This is a genomic window from Pseudarthrobacter sp. NBSH8, assembly GCF_014217545.1.
Lineage (GTDB): Bacteria > Actinomycetota > Actinomycetes > Actinomycetales > Micrococcaceae > Arthrobacter.
This window is the reverse complement of the sequence record NZ_CP043178.1, coordinates 2,624,379-2,645,717: the sequence shown is the minus strand read 5'-3', so window position 1 is coordinate 2,645,717 and position 21,339 is coordinate 2,624,379. Positions and strand designations below refer to the sequence as shown.

Annotated in this window: 16 protein-coding genes and 1 pseudogene; 11 read left to right on the top strand and 6 right to left on the bottom strand. The window is 65.1% G+C overall.

What is annotated here, in order from left to right; translation table 11 throughout:
- Nucleotides 1–78: 78 nt before the first annotated feature.
- Nucleotides 79–678 carry a GDSL-type esterase/lipase family protein gene (locus tag FYJ92_RS12150; protein WP_099093407.1) on the bottom strand — a complete coding sequence of 200 codons (600 nt, stop codon included), beginning with the start codon at nucleotides 676–678 and terminating at the stop codon, nucleotides 79–81.
- A 121-nt stretch (nucleotides 679–799) separates the two neighbouring features.
- On the bottom strand, nucleotides 800–4,600 hold the full coding sequence (locus FYJ92_RS12145) for a multifunctional oxoglutarate decarboxylase/oxoglutarate dehydrogenase thiamine pyrophosphate-binding subunit/dihydrolipoyllysine-residue succinyltransferase subunit (protein ID WP_185260955.1): 3,801 nt from the start codon (nucleotides 4,598–4,600) through the stop codon (nucleotides 800–802).
- A 499-nt stretch (nucleotides 4,601–5,099) separates the two neighbouring features.
- Here FYJ92_RS12145 and FYJ92_RS12140 point away from each other — a divergent pair, with 499 nt between their 5' ends.
- From FYJ92_RS12140 to FYJ92_RS12120, 5 genes are all read left to right on the top strand, one after another.
- Nucleotides 5,100–6,434: a hemolysin family protein gene (locus FYJ92_RS12140; protein WP_185260954.1), complete on the top strand. Its 1,335-nt coding sequence runs from the start codon at nucleotides 5,100–5,102 to the stop codon at nucleotides 6,432–6,434.
- Nucleotides 6,431–7,501, top strand: a complete 1,071-nt coding sequence (locus FYJ92_RS12135) for a hemolysin family protein (protein WP_185260953.1) — start codon at nucleotides 6,431–6,433, stop codon at nucleotides 7,499–7,501. Before FYJ92_RS12140 ends, FYJ92_RS12135 begins: the two co-directional genes overlap by 4 nt.
- Nucleotides 7,502–7,616: 115 nt before the next feature.
- A complete protein-coding gene (locus FYJ92_RS12130; RefSeq protein ID WP_255482050.1) occupies nucleotides 7,617–8,603 on the top strand; it encodes a metal ABC transporter solute-binding protein, Zn/Mn family in 987 nt (328 codons plus the stop codon).
- Complete coding sequence (locus FYJ92_RS12125) at nucleotides 8,600–9,415, top strand: metal ABC transporter ATP-binding protein (RefSeq protein WP_185260952.1); 816 nt, start codon at nucleotides 8,600–8,602, stop codon at nucleotides 9,413–9,415. Before FYJ92_RS12130 ends, FYJ92_RS12125 begins: the two co-directional genes overlap by 4 nt.
- A complete protein-coding gene (locus FYJ92_RS12120; RefSeq protein ID WP_185260951.1) occupies nucleotides 9,415–10,290 on the top strand; it encodes a metal ABC transporter permease in 876 nt (291 codons plus the stop codon). Before FYJ92_RS12125 ends, FYJ92_RS12120 begins: the two co-directional genes overlap by 1 nt.
- 36 nt (nucleotides 10,291–10,326) lie before the next feature.
- Here FYJ92_RS12120 and FYJ92_RS12115 read toward each other — a convergent pair whose 3' ends face one another.
- Nucleotides 10,327–10,809 (bottom strand): Fur family transcriptional regulator, encoded by a 483-nt coding sequence (locus tag FYJ92_RS12115; protein ID WP_185263781.1) that lies wholly within the window; start codon nucleotides 10,807–10,809, stop codon nucleotides 10,327–10,329.
- Between the two features lie 110 nt (nucleotides 10,810–10,919).
- Here FYJ92_RS12115 and FYJ92_RS12110 point away from each other — a divergent pair, with 110 nt between their 5' ends.
- A complete protein-coding gene (locus FYJ92_RS12110; protein ID WP_185260950.1) occupies nucleotides 10,920–11,576 on the top strand; it encodes an MBL fold metallo-hydrolase in 657 nt (218 codons plus the stop codon).
- Nucleotides 11,577–11,583: 7 nt separating this feature from the next.
- Here the strand turns inward: FYJ92_RS12110 and FYJ92_RS12105 are convergent, their stop codons facing one another.
- Complete coding sequence (locus FYJ92_RS12105; protein WP_185260949.1) at nucleotides 11,584–12,663, bottom strand: PLP-dependent cysteine synthase family protein; 1,080 nt, start codon at nucleotides 12,661–12,663, stop codon at nucleotides 11,584–11,586.
- A 94-nt stretch (nucleotides 12,664–12,757) separates the two neighbouring features.
- Between FYJ92_RS12105 and FYJ92_RS12100 the strand changes: the two genes are divergently transcribed.
- The 4 genes and pseudogenes from FYJ92_RS12100 to FYJ92_RS12085 all read left to right on the top strand — a co-directional run bounded on the left by FYJ92_RS12100 (nucleotide 12,758) and on the right by FYJ92_RS12085 (nucleotide 15,897).
- A complete protein-coding gene (locus FYJ92_RS12100) occupies nucleotides 12,758–13,633 on the top strand; it encodes a sulfurtransferase (protein ID WP_185260948.1) in 876 nt (291 codons plus the stop codon).
- A gap of 9 nt (nucleotides 13,634–13,642) precedes the next feature.
- A pseudogene (locus FYJ92_RS12095) lies at nucleotides 13,643–14,052 on the top strand (alcohol dehydrogenase catalytic domain-containing protein); the annotation flags it as partial.
- Nucleotides 14,053–14,302: 250 nt separating this feature from the next.
- The gene (locus FYJ92_RS12090; protein WP_185260947.1) at nucleotides 14,303–15,472 is read left to right on the top strand and encodes an NAD(P)-dependent alcohol dehydrogenase; all 1,170 of its coding nucleotides are present in this window, start codon (nucleotides 14,303–14,305) and stop codon (nucleotides 15,470–15,472) included.
- On the top strand, nucleotides 15,469–15,897 hold the full coding sequence (locus FYJ92_RS12085; RefSeq protein ID WP_185260946.1) for an HIT family protein: 429 nt from the start codon (nucleotides 15,469–15,471) through the stop codon (nucleotides 15,895–15,897). Before FYJ92_RS12090 ends, FYJ92_RS12085 begins: the two co-directional genes overlap by 4 nt.
- 63 nt (nucleotides 15,898–15,960) lie before the next feature.
- Here FYJ92_RS12085 and hrpA read toward each other — a convergent pair whose 3' ends face one another.
- Both hrpA and FYJ92_RS12075 read right to left on the bottom strand, forming a co-directional pair.
- A complete protein-coding gene (hrpA, locus tag FYJ92_RS12080) occupies nucleotides 15,961–19,911 on the bottom strand; it encodes an ATP-dependent RNA helicase HrpA (RefSeq protein WP_185260945.1) in 3,951 nt (1,316 codons plus the stop codon).
- Nucleotides 19,912–20,121: 210 nt separating this feature from the next.
- A complete protein-coding gene (locus tag FYJ92_RS12075) occupies nucleotides 20,122–20,289 on the bottom strand; it encodes a hypothetical protein (RefSeq protein ID WP_185260944.1) in 168 nt (55 codons plus the stop codon).
- 81 nt (nucleotides 20,290–20,370) lie between these two features.
- Here FYJ92_RS12075 and FYJ92_RS12070 point away from each other — a divergent pair, with 81 nt between their 5' ends.
- Complete coding sequence (locus FYJ92_RS12070) at nucleotides 20,371–21,339, top strand: GlxA family transcriptional regulator (RefSeq protein WP_185260943.1); 969 nt, start codon at nucleotides 20,371–20,373, stop codon at nucleotides 21,337–21,339.

Here is a 21,339-nt window from a genome sequence, read left to right as displayed (position 1 = left end):
TATCGTGACTGATTACCCCAAGATACAACGGTCTGGGGGAGTCGGTCAAGATATATCGCGACTGAAGGGGCTTGAAGCCTACTCGGGGGCGTCCATGCCCAGCCATTGGAACCAGCCGCGGTGGAGGACCAGCCAGGCCATCAGGCCATAGCCCGCCTGCCCTGGCGTGCCGGTGTTGGCTGCAAGGTCCTGGCGCCACTGCTCGTGGTTCAGCAACGGGGAGAACGTGTCCACATAGAGGTGCTTGCGCCTGGTGGTGACGTCAGCGAAAGCGGTGTTGAGATCGGCGAGCCGCCGGTTCTGTACCGGGTCCAGCGTGGGCGGCGGGCCAACGACAAACACCTCGATCCGGTTCTGCGTGGCCGTATCCAGGATATTGGCCAGGTTCAGGCGGCTGCGGGCGGTGGAAAGGCCGAACTCGATGTCCCGGCCCGAGAGGCCGATCACCAGGCGGTTTTCGTGCTGGTCGCCGAACCGCCGCCCGGCCTCCTCCTGCCAGCGGGCAGCCAGCCCTTCGGTTCCTTCCTGGGGACAGGGGAGGGCGTACGCTTCCATGACCATGCCGTCCTGCGGAGTGCGGGCCAACACGCGGCCCAGCCAGCCGAGGGCCCTGGGATCGCCCAGCCCGGCAAGCAGTTCATCTCCAACAGCTGCGATCCGCAGCTTCCTGTCTTCCACAAGTCCCTCTTAACGTCCGTGCCGGTTGTGGCCAACCGGCGTGGCTATGATCCATCTTCATTAAACAGAACTGCCCGGCCGGAGTCTGGTATTTCGACGTCCGGCCGGGCAGCCACTGGTACTACTTCCGTGCAAATGCCTGCTTGAGGAGCGTATCCTGCTCGGCAGCGTGCCGCTTCATGGAGCCCGCCGCAGTGGAGGCCGACGCGGGACGCGACACCAGGCGGACGCGCCGGTCCAGCGCCTCCGGGAGGTTCAGTCCCATAAACGGCCACGGCCCCTGGTTTGCGGGCTCGTCCTGTGCCCAGACAACCTCGGCGTTCGGGTACTTGGCCAGTTCCGCTGCGATTTCTTCGTGCGGCAGCGGGTAGAGCTGCTCCACGCGGACAATCGCGGTGGTCTTGTCATCGGTCTTCTGCCGGGTGGACAGGAGATCGTAGTACAGGCGGCCGGAGACCAGCAGTACGCGTTCGACGGCGTCTGCCGCCAACTGCTCGTGGTCGCCGATGACGGTGCGGAAGGCCCCCGTGGTGAAGTCCTCGACGGACGACGCGGCAGCCTTGAGGCGCAGCAGCTGCTTCGGAGTGAAGATGATCAGCGGCTTGCGCGGCCTGCTGTAGGCCTGGCGGCGCAGCAGGTGGAAGTGTGATGCCGCCGTGGTGGGGTTGGCGACGATCATGTTCTCTTCGGCGCACATCAGCAGGAAGCGTTCGATGCGCGCGGAGGAGTGGTCCGGGCCCTGGCCTTCGTAGCCGTGCGGCAGCATCAGGACCAGGGAGGAGCGCTGGCCCCACTTCTGCTCGGCCGAGGAGATGAACTCATCGATGATGGTCTGCGCGCCGTTGACGAAGTCACCGAACTGCGCTTCCCACAGCACCAGGGCATCCGGGCGTTCCACCGAGTAGCCGTATTCGAAGCCCATGGCCGCGTATTCGGACAGCAGGGAGTCGTAGATCCACAGCTTGGCCTGGTCATCGGAGAGGTGGCCCAGGGGCAGCCACTCACCGCCGTTGGCGCGGTCGTGGAACACGGCGTGGCGCTGCACAAACGTGCCGCGGCGTGAGTCCTGGCCGGCAAGCCGGACGGGAACGCCTTCCATGATGAGCGAACCGAAGGCCGCGATCTCGCCAAAGCCCCAGTCGATGCCGCCTTCGCGGGACATCTGCTCGCGCTTTTCGAGGAGCTGCTTGAGCTTGGCATGGACGGTGAAGCCCTCGGGGATCTGGACATGGGCCTTGCCGATGTGCGCCAGGGTCTCCGGCGAGATGGCAGTGGAGGCCGGGGCGTTGGTGCCGAAGTCAGCCTGCTGGGCGATGGGACGCTCAATGTCGGAGACGGCGGCGGAGTCCGCAGTGATGATCGGGATGGGCGAGGTCTGGGCCGCGTGCGTCTCAGCGAAGACCCGTTCCAGCCGTTCCTGGTAGTCGCGGAGCAACTGCTCGGCTTCTTCCTCGGTGATGTCGCCACGGCCGATGAGGGCCTCGGTGTACAGCTTGCGGACGGAGCGCTTGGCTTCGATCAGGTTGTACATCATGGGCTGGGTCATCGAGGGGTCGTCACCCTCGTTGTGGCCACGGCGGCGATAGCACACCATGTCGATCACAACGTCCTTGTGGAAGCGCTGGCGGAACTCGTAGGCGAGCTGCGCGATGCGCACCACAGCCTCGGGATCGTCGCCGTTCACGTGAAACACCGGTGCCTGGATCATCTTGGCGACGTCCGTGGAGTACGTGGACGAACGCGACGATGACGGGGCAGTGGTGAAGCCCACCTGGTTGTTGACCACGACGTGGATGGTGCCGCCGGTCCGGTAGCCGCGGAGCTGGGACAGGTTCAGCGTTTCGGCAACCACGCCCTGGCCGGCAAATGCAGCGTCACCGTGGACCATCAGGGGCAGCACCGGGAAGGCCTCGCCCTGGTCCAGGCGGTCCTGCTTGGCGCGGACGATGCCTTCGAGCACGGAGTCGACCGCCTCGAGGTGGGACGGGTTAGCGGCGAGGTAGACCTTGGTCTCGTTGCCGTTTTCCGAGGTGAACGTGCCTTCCGTACCCAGGTGGTACTTCACGTCGCCGGAGCCCTGCACGGAGCGGGGATCCTGCGTGCCTTCGAATTCGCGGAACACCTGGGCGTAGGTCTTGCCGGCGATGTTGGTGAGGACGTTCAGGCGGCCGCGGTGGGCCATACCGATCGCAACCTCGTCCAGTCCGTCGTCAGCGGCATCGGAAATGATGGCGTCCAGCAGCGGAATCAGGGATTCGCCGCCTTCCAGGGAGAAGCGCTTCTGGCCGACGAACTTGGTCTGCAGGAAGGTTTCAAATGCTTCAGCCGCGTTGAGCCGGGACACGATGCGCAGCTGCTCTTCGCGGCTCGGCTTCGAGTACGCGTGCTCCAGCTGGTCCTGGAACCACTTGCGCTCTTCAGGCTCCTGGATGTGCATGTACTCGATGCCGGTGGTGCGGCAGTAGGCGTCACGGAGGACACCGAGGATGTCGCGGAACTTGAGCATCGGCTTGCCGCCGAACCCGCCGGTGGGCCACTCGCGGTCCAGATCCCACAGGGTCAGCCCATAGGTGAGGACGTCAAGGTCCGGGTGCTTGCGCTGGACGTACTCCAGTGGATCGGTGTCTGCCATCAGGTGGCCGCGCACACGGTAGGAGTGGATAAGCTGCTGGATCCGGGCAACCTTGTTGATCTCGTCGGCCGGGTCTACCTGCAGGTCCGGGCTCCAGCGCACGGGCTCGTACGGGATCCGGAGGGATTCGAAGATGTCGTCGTAGAAGTTCTGGGCACCGAGCAGCAGCTGGTGCACGAGCTTCAGGAACTCGCCGCTGCCGGCTCCCTGGATGACGCGGTGGTCATACGTGGACGTCAGCGTGAGGACCTTGCTGATGGCGTTCTGCGCAATGATCTTTTCGCTGGAACCCTGGAATTCGGCTGGGTAGTCCAGGGCACCGACGCCGATAATGGCAGCCTGTCCCTTGGACAGACGCGGCACGGAGTGAACGGTGCCGATGCCGCCGGGGTTGGTCAGGGACACAGTGGTGCCGGAGTGGTCATCAGCGGTCAGCTTACCTGCGCGGGCACGCTTGATGAGGTCTTCATAGGTGTGCCAGAACTCGGAGAAGTTGAGGGTCTCTGCCTTCTTGATGTTAGGCACCATGAGAAGGCGGCTGCCATCCGGCTTGGGCATGTCAATGGCGATGCCGAAGTTGACGTGGGCCGGCTGGACAGCGCTGGGCTTACCGTCGATTTCGTCGTAGTAGACGTTCATCGAAGGGAACTGGGCCAGTGCCCGGATCACGGCGTAGCCGATGAGGTGCGTGAAGGAAACCTTGCCGCCGCGTGCACGGGCGAGGTTGGAGTTGATGACCACGCGGTTGTCGATCAGCAGCTTGGCCGGAATAGCCCGGACGCTCGTGGCCGTGGGCACCTCAAGGCTGGTGACCATGTTGGTGGCAATGGCCTTGGCCGGGCCGCGAAGAACGGATACCACGTCCTCTTCCGGGGCCGTGGGTGCCTTGACGTTTTTGGGAAGCTGGGCGGGAATCGGCTGGGCCCCGTTTCCGGGCTCGGTCTTCTTCGCGCCATCGCGGGCGACCGTAGCTGGAGCTTTCTTTGCCGCCGCGGGGGCGGTGGCCGGCGCCGCAGGCTGTGCAGCCGGCGACGTTGCCGGTGCAGCTGTTGCAGAAGCTGGAGGTGCCGGCGGTACAGCCGGCATTTCGCGGGTTGCTGGGTGGGCCACGGCTACCGCCGTGCTTCCGTTGGAAGAAGAACCGCTGCCTGAATCGAAGGACTCGAAAAGGGGCCACCATTTGGTATCCACCGTGTTCTTGTCTTTCTGATACTGCTCGTACAGTTCGTCAACGAGCCACTCGTTTCCGCCAAATTCCTCTGGTAGACGGTGGCTAGGCTGCTCTGGCACTTGAAATACGCCTCTTCCATGAGTTTGATTTCTCTCTGGCCGCCACGGTGCCGCAGCACAACATTCGAACCAGTCTCTGCGTCCTGAACCCGGACCGTTGCCAGTCTAATGAGCATTCTGTGTTAACCGCCAATAACGGTGACCCAAATCATGGCAATGACGCGGAGATCACGGATTGTGGCGTCCGGAACCCTTCCCGGTGCGGGCGCGCCGCGATCATCAGAGGCCAGCCGAAAGGCGCAATCTGCTCCTGTAGACTGAAATTCTTATGGACAGTAAATCTAGGTGCCGGCCTGGGGGCTGTCAGCGGAGCATGAATTGCAGCACCGCGCAGTCCACCCGCAGAGCCGGCAAACCCCGAACACGCGCCCATCATTCTCCGTCAGCCCACCCCGGCGGAGCCCCTATGGAAACAGCATCGGCTTCGGCCGATCATCCTCCGCCGGTCCGTTTCCCCCGGCCTCACACCATTGCTCCCGACCTTCGGGCGGGATGCTGAATGGAGTGGTTGCTCCTCGCGGCAGGCCTCCTGCTGATCGCCGGCACCGGCTTTTTCGTCGCCGTCGAATTTTCCCTGATTGCCCTTGACCAGGCCACGGTCCAACGTGCCATCGACAACGGTGACACGGGTGCCGTCCCGCTGCTCAAGTGCCTGAAATCCCTCTCAACCCAGCTTTCCAGCTGTCAGCTCGGCATTACCCTCACCACACTTCTGACCGGCTACGTGATGGAACCGTCGGTGGGCCGCCTCCTCGAGGGCCCGCTGGCCGCCGTCGGAATTCCCGAAGTGGCTGCGGCATCCGTTTCCCTGGTCATCGCCATGGTGCTGGCCACGCTGCTGTCCATGCTGCTTGGCGAACTGGTGCCCAAGAACATGGCCATTGCGCTGTCCTTCCAGGTTGGCAAAGCATTGGCGCGGCCCCAGTTGGTCTTTACGGCCATCTTTAAGCCCGCCATCGTGGTGCTCAATGGTTTTTCCAACAAGGTACTGAATGTCTTTGGCCTGGAGGCCAAGGAAGAGATTTCCGGTGCCCGGACCCCGGCCGAGCTCGCCTCCCTGGTGCGGCGCTCCGCCGCCATGGGAACGCTCGATGCCGGGACGGCCAACTTTGTGGCGCGGACCCTGAACTTCTCAGCCCGGACGGCTGCTGACGTTATGACGCCCCGGATCCGGATGGAGACCATCGATGCCGACCAGCCTGTTTCGGACATCCTGGACGCTGCCCGGCGCACCGGGTACTCCCGCTTCCCCGTCATCGGGGAGTCCTCCGACGACATCAAGGGCCTGGTCCACGTCAAGAAGGCCGTTGCCGTGCCGTGGGACCGGCGGGCCAACCTGGAGGCCGGAGCCATCATGACCGATGTCCTCCGCGTGCCGGAGACCATCCACCTCGATGCGCTCCTGGCCGAGCTGCGGGAGGGAAACCTCCAACTCGCGATTGTCCTGGATGAATACGGCGGAACCGCCGGCATCACCACCCTTGAGGACCTGGTGGAGGAAATCGTCGGTGAAGTGTCCGACGAGCACGACAAGGTACGCCCGGGACTGCTGCAGAGCGCCTCCGGCGACTGGTACTTCCCCGGGCTGCTGCGCCCTGACGAGCTTTCCGAACAGATTCCGGGGCTGACCGTTCCGGACGAAGCCGCCTACGAAACCGTGGGCGGGTACGTCATGAGTGAGCTGGGCCGGATCGCCGCAGTGGGGGACACCGTCGACGTCGGCGGCGGCACGCTGAGCGTGACCAGGATGGACGGCCGAAGGATTGAGCGGATCTCCTTCCATCCGGCCGCACCCGAAGCGGAGCCTGCTCCGGACGACAGGAGGGAACGATGAGTGACTGGGCCGGAATTGCCTGGCTGGTTGTCCTCCTGCTGGGGAACGCGTTTTTTGTCGGCGCCGAGTTCGCCGTGATGTCGGCCAGGCGCAGCCAGATCGAACCTCTCGCCGAAGCCGGTTCCAAGCGGGCGCAGACCACGTTGCGCGCCATGGAAAACGTCTCCTTGATGCTGGCCTGCGCGCAGTTGGGCATCACCGTGTGCTCGCTGCTGATCCTGCAGGTGGCCGAACCGGCCATCCACCACCTGATGGCGGCTCCGCTGGAAGCCGTTGGGCTGCCGGTGGAAGTTGCCGACGTCGCAGCGTTCGGCATCGCCTTGATGGTGGTGACCTTTCTCCACGTGACGTTCGGCGAGATGGTGCCTAAGAACATCTCGGTATCGGTGGCGGACAAGGCTGCCTTGCTGCTGGCCCCGCCGCTGATGTTTGTTGCGAAGCTGGTCAACCCGGCCATCGTCGCGCTGAACTGGTCCGCCAACCACATCCTCAAGCTCCTGCGGATTGAGCCCAAGGATGAGGTGAACTCGTCCTTCACGCTCGAGGAAGTCCAGTCGATCGTGCAGGAATCAACCCGTCACGGGCTGGTGGACGATGACGCGGGCCTGATCACCGGCGCCCTGGAATTCTCCGAATACACGGCTTCGCACATCATGGTTCCACTGGACGATCTGGTCATGCTGAAGGCGGCCACCACCCCGGTGGAATTTGAAAAAGCCGTCAGCCGGACCGGGTTCTCACGGTTCCCGATGCTGGACGACGACGGCATGTTGTCCGGCTACCTCCATGTGAAGGACGTGCTGTCCATTCCCGAGTCGGATTACCAGCACCCCATCGCCGAGAGCAGGATCCGTTCCCTTGCCAACCTCGCGCTGGACGACGAAGTTGAAACGGCCATGTCCGTCATGCAGCGCACGGGCTCACACCTGGCCCGCGTGATAGGTGCGGACGGGCAGACCCACGGCGTCCTCTTCCTGGAAGACGTGATCGAGCAGTTGGTGGGAGAGATCCGGGACGCCACGCAGGCCACCGGCATCAGGCGACTGGGCGAGCCGAACGGAGGCTGAACGCGCCCCGTCCGGAAGGGCCCGGCGCGGCTATCCTAAATAGGAATCATTCACATTTAGGGGTAAGCTTTTTGGAGACGCAAAAAGTCCATCCCTTTACTGAACTGAGGTTTCCGTGCGCCATCCCGCCGCCATCCGAACGTCCCTGGCCGCCCTCGCCGGCATGAGCCTGCTGCTCACTGCCTGCGGCTCCGGCGGTGCGCCGTCGGCGACGTCCGGCACCGACTCATCCGCCGGCGTCGTTAACGTGGTGGCGTCCACCAACGTGTACGGGGACATTGCGGCGGTCATCGGCGGGGACAAAGTCAATGTCACGGCCATCATCACCAAGACCAGCCAAGACCCGCACTCCTACGAGGCCACCGCACAGGACCGGCTGCTGGTCTCTAAGGCGGAACTGGTGATCGAGAACGGCGGCGGCTACGACGCCTTCCTCCACAAAATGGCCGACGACAGCAACATCCCGCACAGCAATATAGTTACCGCTGTCGAGGTGGCTGGCCTGGCGCCGAAGGAAGACCACGCTGATTCGCCGGCGGCGAGCGAGCCGGCTGACGGCCATGATCAGGGTGAGTTCAACGAGCACGTTTGGTACAGCCTGGCTGCCATGGACAAGCTCGCTGATGCAGTGGCGGCCAAACTGGGTGAACTCGAACCGGGCTCAGCCGCTCTCTTCACTTCCAACGCCGCAACCTTCAAAGCCCGGGTGGACGGTCTGGCCGGCAAGCTCGCCACTCTGAAGGCCAACGGAACAGGCGCAGGTGTGGCCCTGACCGAGCCTGTCCCGCTGTACCTGCTTGAGGCAGCCGGGCTGGAGAACAAGACTCCGGCCGACTACACCGCCGCGATCGAGGAAGGCTCCGACGTTCCGCCCGCGGTGCTGAAGGCAGCCACGGACCTGGCCGGGTCCAAGGACATCAGGTTCCTGGCCTACAACGGACAGACAGAGGGTCCCCAGACGCAGGCGCTGAAAAAGGCAGCCGAATCAGCGGGCGTTCCCGTCATTGACTTCAGCGAAACACTGCCTGAGGGCAAGACGTACCTGCAATGGATGACGGACAATGTTGACAACGTCAGCAGAGTTTTGGAGACAAATAGTTGAAACCGGTGGTCAGCCTCCGCGGGGCGTCCCTGCAGTTCGGCAAACGCTTGCTCTGGGAGGGTCTCGACCTGGATATCAGGCCCGGCGAGTTTTTCGCCGTCCTGGGCCCCAACGGCAGCGGAAAGACCAGTTTCCTCAAGGTCCTCCTGGGCCTTCAGGAACTGCAGTCCGGCCGGGCTACCTTGGGCGACCGTCCCGTGGAGCGCGGCAGCAACCTGATCGGCTACATTCCGCAGCAGAAATCCTTTGCTCCGGACACGCCCATGCGTGCCCGGGACCTGGTAGGGCTCGGCGTGGACGGCCACCGCTGGGGACTGCGGCTGGGCATGTCCCGGGCAAACCGCAGGATCGATGAGCTTCTCGAGCTGGTGGGCGCCAGCGACTACGCCAAAGTCCCGGTAGGCCAGCTCTCCGGCGGCGAGCAGCAGCGCCTCCGGGTGGCCCAGGCGCTGGCCACGGACCCTAAGGTCCTCCTCTGCGACGAACCGTTACTGTCCCTGGACCTGCACCATCAGCAGGCCGTCAGCGCCCTGATCAACAAACAGTGCCACGCCCAGAACAGCGCGGTGGTATTTGTCACCCACGAAATCAACCCCATTATCGATTACGTTGACCGGGTACTGTACCTGGCCGGCGGGCGCTTCAGAGTGGGAACCCCGGAGCAGGTCATGACCACCGAGGTCCTGTCCGAGCTGTACGGCAGCCACGTGGAAGTCATCCACGCGAACGGGCGCATCGTCGTCGTCGGCCTGCCCGACGCAACCACGCACCACCATGCCGATGTCCACGCAACGGTGGGGGAGGTGGCCTGATGGATGCGGACAGCATCATCGGAGCGATCTTCAGCTTCGAGAACTACGGCGAGTTGCTGGTGCTGGTCCAGAACTCCCTCTGGGCCGGGGCCGTGCTGGGCCTGCTCGGCGGGCTGGTGGGCACCTTCGTGATGAAACGGGACCTGGCGTTCGCCGTGCACGGCATTTCCGAGCTCTCTTTCGCCGGGGCGGCCTTTGCGCTTCTGATCGGCGCGGACATCGTGTTCGGCTCGCTGATCGGCTCGGTGGCGGCGGCGCTGCTCCTGGGCCTGATGGGGGTCCGGGCTCGGGACAAAAACTCCATCATTGGGGTGATCATGCCCTTCGGGCTTGGGCTCGGCATCCTGTTCCTGTCGCTCTACCAAGGCCGTGCCGCAAACAAATTCGGGCTGCTTACGGGGCAGATCGTCTCCGTGGACACCGTCCAGCTCCAGGTCCTCGCCGGCGCCGCCGTGCTGGTCATCGCAGCCCTGGTGGCCATCTGGCGCCCGCTGAACTTTGCCAGCGTTGATCCCGAACTGGCCGAAGCCCGCGGGGTGCCCGTGCGGACGCTCGCGCTGATCTTTATGGTCTTGTTGGGAGTCAGCGTAGCGCTGTCCATCCAGGTGGTGGGGGCGCTCCTGGTACTCGCATTGCTGATCACTCCGGCAGCCGCGGCGCTCCGCGTGACCTCCGCTCCGGTGGCCGTGGTGGCCCTCAGCGTTGTTTTTGCCGTCACGGCCACGGTGGGCGGAATCCTGCTGGCCCTGGGTGGGCGGATCCCCATCAGCCCCTATGTCACCACGCTGTCGTTCCTGATCTACGTGGTGTGCCGCGTTGTGGGCAGTGTCCGCGCCAAGAAGGGCATCAACGGCCGTCTGGTGCACGCCCGCTGACACGGTCAACCGTGATGAACCAGGCAGCGCTGGCTGTCAGAGCTTGCCGGCGGCCCTGAGGGCGGTGCAGTCCGGGCACAGGCCGAAGATCTCCACGGTGTGAGCCACTTCTGTGTAGCCGTGTTCCGTGGCGATCCGGGCCGCCCAGGTTTCCACCGCCGGAGCCTCCACTTCCACGGCCTTCCCGCAGTTGCGGCACAGCAGATGGTGGTGATGCCCGGTAACAGCGCAGCGCCGGTAGACCGCTTCGCCCTCGCCGTTGCGCAGGACGTCCACGAGGCCGTCGTCCGCGAGGGACTGCAGGATCCGGTACGCCGTTGCCAGTGAAACGGAGACGCCCTTGTTCTGCAGGATGCGGTAGAGCTCCTGCGTGCTGACGAAGTCATCCAGCTCGTCCAGGGCAGCGCTGACGGCTACACGCTGCTTGGTGACGCGCTGCTCCTTGCCGGGCGCGCTGACGGTTCCTGCGCCGGATGCAGCGTTCGACGGCGTCGCGCCAGTTTTGGTGCCGAACGGCATGAACGTACTCGCTTCCCTGAGGGACGGTGGCAATCATCCAGATTACCAGCCGGGAGCGCGCCGCCGGACGTGCCTTGGACAGGCCGGCGGCCGGACCCTAGGCTGGCGCTATGAGGCTGACAAAGTACATCCACGCATGCGTCCGGCTTGAGCAGGACGGCCGGGTGTTGGTGCTGGATCCTGGAACATACTCCGAGACCGCCGAAGCCCTGGCCGGGGCGCAGGCCGTGCTCATCACCCACGAGCACGGCGATCATGTGGATGTGCCGGCCATGGTCAACGCCCTGCAGGGCTCGGACGGAATGGCGGTCTTCGCGCCGGCCGGAGTGGCCGCCCACTTGCGGGAGGTGGCGCCCCAGGTGGCAGCACGGATCCACACCGTTGAACCCGGCTCGACTTTTGACGCTGCCGGCTTCAACGTGCGCAGCTTCGGCGGACAGCACGCACTGATCCATCCCCAGGTTCCCATCGTGGCCAACATCGGCTACCTGGTGGACGGCAACGTGTACCACCCGGGGGACTCTTTCATCATCCCGGACGGCCTCAGCGTGCAGACGTTGCTGGTTCCGATCCACGCGCCGTGGAGCAAGGTCAGCGAGGTGGTGGATTTTGTCATCGCCGTCCGGGCCCCCCGTGCCTTCCAGATCCACGACGGGCTGCTGAACGAAACCGGACTCAAGGTCGCAGAATCCCACGTGGCCCGGCTGGGCCGGAAATACGGCACCGAGTACACCCGCCTTGCCCCGCGGGAATCGGTGGAGATCTGAACAGCAGCTATGCGCTCCAGACGCCGGTCTCGAAGAACCGGCGGATGACTTCCTCATGCGGCTCGGGGTCCAGGCCTTGGCCGGACAGCCACACCGGATTGTAGTAGTTGCCGGCATAGCGGTCGCCGCCGTCGCACATCAACGACACAATGCTGCCGCGCTGGCCCGCGGCGACCATTTCCGCCACGAGTTGCCAGACCCCCCACAGGTTGGTGCCGGTGGACGGTCCGGCATGCAGGTCGGCGACCGTGCGCAGGTGCCGCATGGCTGCGATGGACGCGGCATCCGGAACCTGGATCATGTGGTCGATGACGGCGGGCACAAAGCTCGGTTCCATCCGCGGGCGGCCGATGCCTTCGATCCGTGACGGCAGGCCGGTGCTCGTTCCACCCGCACCGTTCACCCAGCCGGGATAAAATGCGGAATTCTCCGGGTCCACCACCGCAAGGCGCGTGTTGTGGCCGCGGTAGCGCAGGTAGCGGCCGATGGTCGCGCTGGTGCCGCCGGTCCCCGCGCCCACCACGATCCAGTGGGGAACAGGGTGTTCCTCCAGCGCCAGCTGCCCGAAGATGGACTCCGCGATGTTGTTGTTGCCGCGCCAGTCCGTGGCCCGCTCCGCGTAGGTGAACTGGTCCATGTAGTGGCCGTTGGACGTGGCAGCGACGTCCGCCGCCGCGGCGTAGACCTCTGAGGCATGGTCAACCAACAGGCACGAGCCGCCGAACTGTTCGATCAGCGCGATCTTTTCCGGGCTCGTTGTGCGGGTCATGACCGCTACGAACGGCAACCCCAGAAGCTGCGCGAAATATGCCTCCGAGACCGCTGTGCTGCCGCTGGAAGCCTCCACGACGGTGGTACCTTCGCAGATCCAGCCGTTGACCAGCCCAAACAGGAACAGGGAGCGGGCCAGCCGGTGCTTGAGGCTCCCGGAACGGTGCGTGGATTCGTCCTTGAGGTAAAGCTGGACGCCCCACTGCTGCGGCAGCGGTACCGAATAGAGATGGGTATCGGCGGACCGGTTGTTTTCTGCATTTACTTTTCGGATGGCCTCATCAGCCCAAGCCCGGTCCGCGCTCGCGTTCTTCACCCAACCAGCCTACCGGCGGCCCTCCCCGCCGGCCGCTTTGCCGGAGCTAGAGTTGGATCAGGAACTGCACACCCCGCAATTGCCAAGGAGAACGATGGGTCCACTGATGGATGTCCCGGCTTTGGCGGCGCGTTTCGACGCCGGCCAGCGAACCGTGCTGCTGGACGTCCGCTGGGCGCTGGGAGACCCGCGCAGCCGGCAGCACTACCTTGAAGGGCACCTCCCGGGCGCAGTTTTTGTGGACCTTTCCACCGAGTTGGCGACGCCGGCCACTCCTGCCCGCGGCAGGCACCCGTTGCCCGGCCACGACGAGTTCCAGGAAACTGCCAGGCGCTGGGGGGTCAACAACGGCGACGTCGTGGTGGCCTACGACAACAGCGGCAACATGGCTGCCGCCCGCCTCTGGTGGATGCTCCGGAACGCCGGGTTCCAGGACGTATACCTGCTCGACGGCGGCCTGGCAGCCTGGCTGGACGCCGGACTGCCGCTGGACACCGGACCGGTGGACGCCGCCGTCGGACGTGTTTCCTTTGATGTTTCCCCTGCTGGAGGCAGGATGCCCAGCATCGACGCGGCCGGAGCGGCAGACTGGCCCGCAACAGGCGTCCTCCTGGATGCCCGGGCCGGCGAAAGGTACCGGGGCGAATTTGAACCCGTTGACCCCCGTGCCGGCCACATTCCGGGCGCCCGCAGCGCACCAACAACGGAGAACGTGGACGGAGCCGGCCTCTTCCTGCCGGCCGACCAGCTGCGGCGCCGGTTCGAGGAACTAGGCGTCCGTGACGACGTCCCCGTGGCCGTGTACTGCGGCTCGGGCGTGACCGCCGCCCATGAGGTGGCCGCCCTCGAAATCGCCGGATTCCAGGCCGCACTCTATCCGGGATCCTTCTCGGAATGGTCCAACAACCCGGCCGGGCCGGTGGTCACGGGAAGCGGCCCGAGTGGCCATGCGGCGGCCCGCGGGGGGTAGCGTCGAAGGATGACCCCAGGACGCCCCGTACCGCCGCCCCTTGCCCGCCCCGTTTTGCCGAATGATGCTGTTGCCGATCCTGCTGTGGATCTGGGCACCGATCCGGAAACTGATCCGGCACTGGCGGTCCCCGGCCACGAGATCATCGGAACGGTCAGCCGCATCGGTTCGGCGGTGCAGACTTCGCCCCGGGGGACCGCGTGGGAGTCGGCTGCATGGTTGATTCGTGCCGTGAATGCGAGAGCTGCCTGGACGGCCTGGAACAGTACTGCGAAAGCGGGTCGACCGGGACCTACGGCGCCAAGGATCCACGCAACGGCGACGCTATCGCCCAGGGCGGCTACTCGTCAGCCGTGATGGTGGACCGGCGCTACGTGGTCCGCGTTCCCGGAAACCTCGACCCGGCCGCCGTCGCCCCCTGCGAGTGGACGGTGCGCTGTTCCAGCTGGGCTTGCCGTCCGACGCCATGCCGCCGGGTCAACATCGCCCGCGCCCGGATGGGAGACCCCAGAATCCTGCTTGTCGACGAACCCACGGCAGCTCTGGACCACGAACGCAGCGACTCCATCGTCCGGCTGCGGTGCCCCGGTTCCGGGGAAAGCTACTGGCCGGTATCGCTGTGAGCGGACGAATTAGATAACGGTACGGCAACGGGCGTAACGTCAGATTATGACTCCCGGACGACCCGTACCCCCGCCCCTCGCCACGCCCCTTCCCGAGCTGGGTGACGTCCAGCTGAACGATAACGTCCAGGCTGACGGCAGCACCCTCGTTGCAGCCTACGGCGCCACGGCCCCTGACAGCGGCCTGGTTCCGCTGACCGTTGCACGCCGTGCACCCAAGGCCGACGACGTCGAGATTTCCATCGACTTCGTCGGCCTGTGCCACTCCGATGTCCACGCCACCCGCGGTGAATGGGGCGGCGACAAGTACCCGCTCGTCCCGGGCCACGAAATCGTGGGCCGTGTCAGCCGTGTCGGCTCCGACGTCGACGACTTCGCGGTCGGTGACCGCGTCGGCGTCGGCTGCATGGTCGATTCCTGCCGCGAATGTGAGGCCTGCCTTGAGGGCCTCGAGCAGTACTGCGAAAACGGCATGATCGGCACCTACGGCGCCCAAGACCCGCGCAACGCCGACGCCGTCACCCAGGGCGGCTATTCCACCTCCATCGTGGTGGACCGCAACTATGTTCTGACCATCCCGGAGGGTCTGGACGCGGCCGCCGCGGCGCCGCTGCTCTGCGCCGGCGTGACGACCTACTCGCCGCTGAACCACTTTGAGGTCGAAGAGGGCGACGTCGTTGGTGTCGTCGGCCTCGGCGGACTCGGCCACATGGCCGTCAAGATCGCCAAGGCCATGGGTGCCGAGGTGAAGGTCTTCACGACCTCGGAGAAGAAGTTCGCCGCCGCCCGTGAACTCGGCGCAGACGACGTCATCCTCTCCAAGGACGCGGCCGCGATGGCCGCCGCGGACCGCAGCATCGATGTCATCATCGACACCGTCGCCGCCCCGCACGACCTCAACCCGTACTTCCGCACGCTCCGCCAGGACGGCGCGCTGTTTCAGCTGGGGTTGCCCTCTGAGGCGATGCCGCCCGTCAACCCCGGTGCCCTCATCAGCCGCCGTATCGCCTACGCCGGATCGCTGATCGGCGGAATCGCCGAGACCCAGGAAATGCTGGACTTCTGCGCCGAGCACGGGGTGGTCTCCGACATCGAAATGGTGACGGCGGACCAGCTCAACGGAGCCTACGACCGGATGGTGGCCGGCGACGTCAAGTACCGGTTCGTCCTGGACGTGAGTACCCTGCACGCCCCGTCGGGAAGCGCCGACGCATGAGCACCATCTTCACCCGGATCATCAACGGTGAAATCCCCGGCCGGTTCGTCTGGCGCGAGGACGATGTAGTGGCGTTCCTGACGATGGGTCCGCTGGCCGACGGCCACACCCTGGTGGTGCCCACCGAGGAAGTCGACCGCTGGACCGATGCCTCTCCCGAGCTGCTGGCCCGGGTCATGGAGGTGGCACGCAAGATCGGCGCCGTCCAGGTCGACGTCTTCGACGCCGCCCGCGCGGGTCTGATCGTGGCCGGCTACGAGGTCAACCACCTGCACGTCCACGTGTGGCCCTCCAACTCGATGGCCGACTATGATTTCGGCTCGGTCAACCAGAATCCCGATCCGGCCCGGCTCGACGCCAACGCTGAAAAACTCCGCGAAGGGCTGCGGTCGGCCGGCTACACGGAGCAGGTCCCGCAGGCCTGATCCGGCCCTGGTTCACGGCAAATACTACGGCGCTGGCGCCGGCCTACTGCCCCTTCGGGGGCCTTAGGCCGGCGCCAGCACTTTGTTAAGCGCCGCCCGGATCCGCTTTTCGGAGACCGAGTAGGCGGTGCCGAGCTCGACGGCGAACAAGCTCACGCGCAGTTCCTCGATCATCCAGCGGACGTGGGTTAACTCGGTCCCGGCACGGCGGCCGGGCAGCAGCGCCGAGACGGCGTCGTCGTAATCGTCCTCGATCGCCTGGACCGCGGCCATGTGCTGGGCATCGCGCTGGACGTTGCCGGGCAGCTTCTCGAGGCGTTTTTCGATGGCGGTGAGGTACCGGGGCAGCTGGCTGAGCTGAGCGTAGCCCGTGCGCGCCACAAAGCCCGGGAAAACCAGCTGTTCCAGCTGGCTGCGGACGTCGTTCAGGGCGCTGATCAGGGCCAGGCTGGTGGTTCCCTTCAGCTGCTTTTCGATCCGGCGCGTGCTGGCGAGGATCCGTTCGACGACGGCGGTTACGGTGAAAACAGTGTCGATCAGTTCCGCCCGGACATTCTCGTAGAGCGCCTGGAACGAGGCCTCGTCCCAGGGGAGGGCGGCCGGCGTGAGCTTGTCGATGGCGGCGAGGGAACAATCCGCGATCAGGGCCGAAACGGAACCGTGCGGATTCTGGCTGAACGTCAGCTTTTCCGTGTTGTTGAGGTGCTCCAGCACGTAGCGGTCCGGGGCCGGAACCCTGAGGGCGAGGAGCCGGATCACACCGCCGCGCATGGCCTCGAACTGCTCCGACGAGGTCTGGAAGACCCGCAGCGCCACGGATGTTCCTTCATCCACCAACGCTGGATAGCCGGTGACCGTGTGGCCCTTGACGGTGTTGCTGACCTGCCGCTGCACCGTGCCGAAGGTCCACTCCGTCAGGCCGGTCTGTTCCCTGAAGCCTGTGCCGCTGCCGACTGAGTTTCCACCTGCCGATGACGGGGGTACTGCCCCGCCGGATTTTCCGCGTGACTTCGAGTTTCCAAGTGACTGCGGAGCCGTGGTTCCCGGCGTCGCCCCCAGCGATTCCGCGATGGCGCGGCGTGTTGCCGGGGCCAGCCGTTCCTGCAGGGCCGCGAGGTCCTTGCCCTCATCCAGCGCCTTGCCCTGGGTATCGACAACCTTGAAACTCACCCGCAGGTGGGACGGCACAGCGTCCCAGTTCCAGGAACCGGGTGGGATGACGTGGCCGCGGATCCGGCGCAGGGCCAGCTCCAGTGAAGCTTCCAGCTCATCATGTGCCGGATCGAAGTCCGATTCCAGGGCAGCAACGGCTTGCCGGGCCACATCCGGGGCGGGGACAAAGTTCTTGCGGACCTGCTTGGGGAGTGACTTGATCAGGGCAGCCACGAGTTCCGCGCGCTGGCCCGGGATCAGCCAGCGGAAGGCGGCATCATCGAGCTGGTTCAGGAAGAGCACCGGGACTTCGGCCGTGACACCATCGGAGGGGTTGGGCGGTGACCCCGGCGCCACGGGGTGGAACTCGTAGCTGAGCGGCAGATCGAAGCCCTTGTGCATCAGGGTCTTCGGATAAGCGGCCTCGTCCAGGGCGTCGGCGTCGTTGAGCAGCAGTGACTTGTCGTAGTCCAGGAGGTCCGGACTCTTCTGCCGGGCCTCCTTCCACCATTTGTCGAAGTGCCGTTCGGACACAACGTCGGGGCCGATCCTGGCGTCGTAAAACTCAAACAGCGTTTCGTCGTCCACCAGCAGGTCGCGGCGGCGCATCCTGGCCTCTAGCTCCTCGACCTCAAGGAGGAGGGCGCGGTTGCGGTGGAAGAACTTGTGGTGCGTTTTCCAGTCGCCTTCCACCAGGGCGTGCCGGATGAACAGCTCGCGGGTCAGCACAGGATCCACGCGGCTGTAGTTGACCCGGCGCTGCGGGATGATGGGCACCCCGTACAGGGTGACCTTCTCGTACGCCATGACCGCGCCCATTTTGGTGGACCAGTGCGGCTCGCTGTAGCTGCGTTTGACGAGGTCCGGTGCCACCTGTTCAGCCCAGACAGGATCGAACTTGGCTGCGACCCTGGCCCAGAGGCGGCTCGTCTCCACGAGTTCGGCAGCCATCACAAACGTGGGGGACTTCTTGAAGAGCGACGAGCCGGGGAAGATGGCGAAGCGGCTGCCGCGGGCGCCCGCGTATTCGCGCTTGCGCTCGTCCAGGATACCGATGTGGCTCAGCAGGCCGGACAGCAGGCTCATGTGGATGCCCTCGTGGTTGCCCACGGGATCGGCCAGGCGTTTATTGTCCAGGCTGATCCCCAGCGGGCGGGCCATCTGTCGGAGCTGGGAGAAGAGATCCTGCCATTCCCTGACCCGAAGGTAGTTGATGAACTCGGTCCGGCACAGGCGGCGGAACTGGGTGGATGAGAGTTCCTGCTGTTTCTCCTGCAGGTAGTTCCACAGGTTCAGGAAGCCGGTGAAGTCCGAGTTTTCATCGCGGAACCGGGCATGCTTCTCGGCGGCGAGCTGCTGCTTGTCAGTTGGGCGCTCGCGCGGGTCCTGGATGGTCAGTGCCGCGGCCAGAATCATCACCTCGCGGACGCAGCCGCGCTTGCCGGCCTCCACAATCATCCTGCCGAGGCGGGGATCGACCGGGAGCTGGGCAAGCTGCTGTCCAACGGCGGTCAGCCCGCCGCTCTTGGCATCACCTGGCCTGACGGCATTCAAGGCTCCGAGCTCGCGCAGGAGCGTCACGCCGTCGTTGATTGCCCGCGAGTCCGGCGGCTCGACAAACGGGAAGTTCTCCACGTCCTTGGGCCCGCGGGCCACACCCATGGCGGTCATCTGCAGGATGACTGCCGCCAGGTTGGTGCGCAGGATTTCCGGATCCGTGAACAGCGGCCGGGACTCAAAGTCCTCTTCCGAATAGAGCCGGATGGCTATACCGTCCGACACCCGGCCGCACCGGCCCGAGCGCTGGTTTGCCGAAGCCTGCGACACACGCTCGATGGGCAGCCGCTGGACCTTGGTGCGGTGCGAGTAGCGGGAGATGCGGGCCGTGCCGGTGTCGATGACGTACTTGATGCCGGGGACCGTCAGAGATGTCTCGGCCACGTTGGTGGCCAGCACAATCCGGCGGTTACGGCCAGGGTGGAACACCTTGTGCTGTTCCTGCAGGCTCAGGCGGGCGAATAGCGGGAGCACTTCGGTGCCGGCCAGGCGCCGGTTGGACTGGATCCTGGCATTCAGTGCCTCTGCCGCGTCGCGGATCTCGCGCTCGCCGGAAAAGAAGATGAGGATGTCGCCGGGGGCCTCGGCGGCGAGCTCGTCGACGGCGTCACAGACCGCGTCGAGTGGGTCGCGGTCCTCTTCGAGTTCGTCGTCGGAGGCGTCTGCATCTTCGTCATCGGCGGGTCCGCCGGCTGGCTGGGACAGCGGCCTGTACCGGATCTCCACCGGGAACGTGCGCCCGGACACCTCGATGATGGGGGAGGGCTCGTCGTCGGAGCCGAAGTGCTTCGCGAAACGCTCCGGATCGATCGTGGCCGAGGTGATGATGATTTTCAGGTCCGGCCGCTGCGGCAGGATGCGCTTGAGGTAGCCCAGGATGAAGTCGATGTTGAGGCTGCGCTCGTGTGCTTCATCAATGATGATGGCGTTGTATTTGCGCAGCAGCTTGTCGCGCTGGATCTCTGCGAGCAGGATGCCGTCAGTCATGAGCTTGACCTTGGTGGCGCGGCTGACTTCGCCGGTGAACCGCACCTGGAACCCGACTTCCTGGCCGATCTCCACACCTAGTTCCTCGGCAATGCGCTCAGCGACCGTGCGGGCTGCTAGCCGCCGTGGCTGAGTGTGCCCGATCAAGCCGTCGTCGCCCAGGCCCAGCTCGAGGCACATCTTGGGGATCTGGGTGGTCTTGCCGGAGCCGGTCTCGCCGGCGATGATGGTCACTTGGTTCGCTGCAATGGCAGCCTTCAGGTCCTCGCGGCGCTCGGAAACGGGCAGCTCAGCAGGGTAGGAGATATGAAATGTCATGGCTGCAGCCAGTCTACTGGGGCCGCGCCTGTTTCCCGCTCTTACTGCTGGCAACCCCGCCGTCGCCCCCGGCCGCTGATCCCGCCTTGCCCCGGACTCGCGGACTCCGCTCACCCAGGATATGAGGACAGGACCCGGCTCTTATGCGCCGGGTCCAGTTTGTGTTAGTGCTGATGGGTAAATATGGGCAGCTTGAGGCATGCCTGCGGGTTAGAAGATGCGCAGTGTGTAGTGGGTGCTAGTCAGGTCCAGGGCGGACCAGGCCTGGTCGGAGGTGACGGGCGGGGTATGACCGCGGCCATCGCGCAGGAGCGCTGAGACGGTGGCGGCGAGAACAACGAGGAGCAGGACCACTAAGGCGATTCCGAAGATTTCCATGACTCAATGTTGCTCCGGTGCCTACACAAGAACCAGTGGCAGAAATGCCCAAAAAGCTATAATTTCTGCCACAATGAAGGCATGCTGAAATCAGTGGCAGTCATAGTGGTTCCTAACTTCTCGATCTTCGAGTTCGCCACGGCTTGCGAGGTGTTCGGCATCGACAGATCGGTGCGAGGCAGTAACGTCCCCGCCTTCGACTTCCGTATATGCACACCGCAGCCCGGTGATGTCCGGATGAAATCGGGACTCTCCATGAATGTTTCGCTGGGATTGGACGCTACTGCGGACGCGGACCTCGTGATCATGACGCCGTTCGGCCGGAACGAGGACGTACCGGAATCGGTGTTGGAGGCCCTGCGCGCCGCGGACGACCGGGGCGCCTGGGTGATGTCGATCTGCTCCGGAGCCTTCGCCCTGGCCCGCGCCGGTCTTCTGAATGGCCGGCGGTGCACCACCCATTGGCACTATTCCCATGAGCTCGCAAACCGGTATCCGGAAGTGCAGGTCGATGAAAACGTGCTCTATGTGCAGGACGGCAACCTGATCACCAGTGCCGGTACCGCGGCGGGAATTGATGCCTGCCTCCATCTGGTGCGCGTTGAGCTGGGCGCCAATGTGGCAGCCTCTATTGCGCGGGACATGGTGGTGCCGCCGCACCGCGACGGCGGCCAGGCGCAGTTCATCGACCGGCCCGTGCCTGCCTGTGGATCGGCGCCGATGGAAGAGCTGCTGCGGTGGATGGTGCAGAACCTGGAGCAGGAGCACACGGTCGTTGAGTTGGCGTCGCGCGTGCACATGTCAGCCAGGACCTTCGCCCGCCGCTTCCGGTCCGAAACCGGGGCCACGCCCGCTGCCTGGCTGAACTCGCAGCGGGTCCTCCGGGCGCAGGAGCTGTTGGAATCCACTGACCTGAACATCGACGAAGTTGCCCGGGAATCGGGCTTTGGCCACCCCGTCCTGCTCCGGCATCACTTTGCCAAGGTGCTGGACACCAGCCCGCAGTCCTATCGCCGGGCGTTCCGGGGCCACCTGGTAACGGCAGGCTGA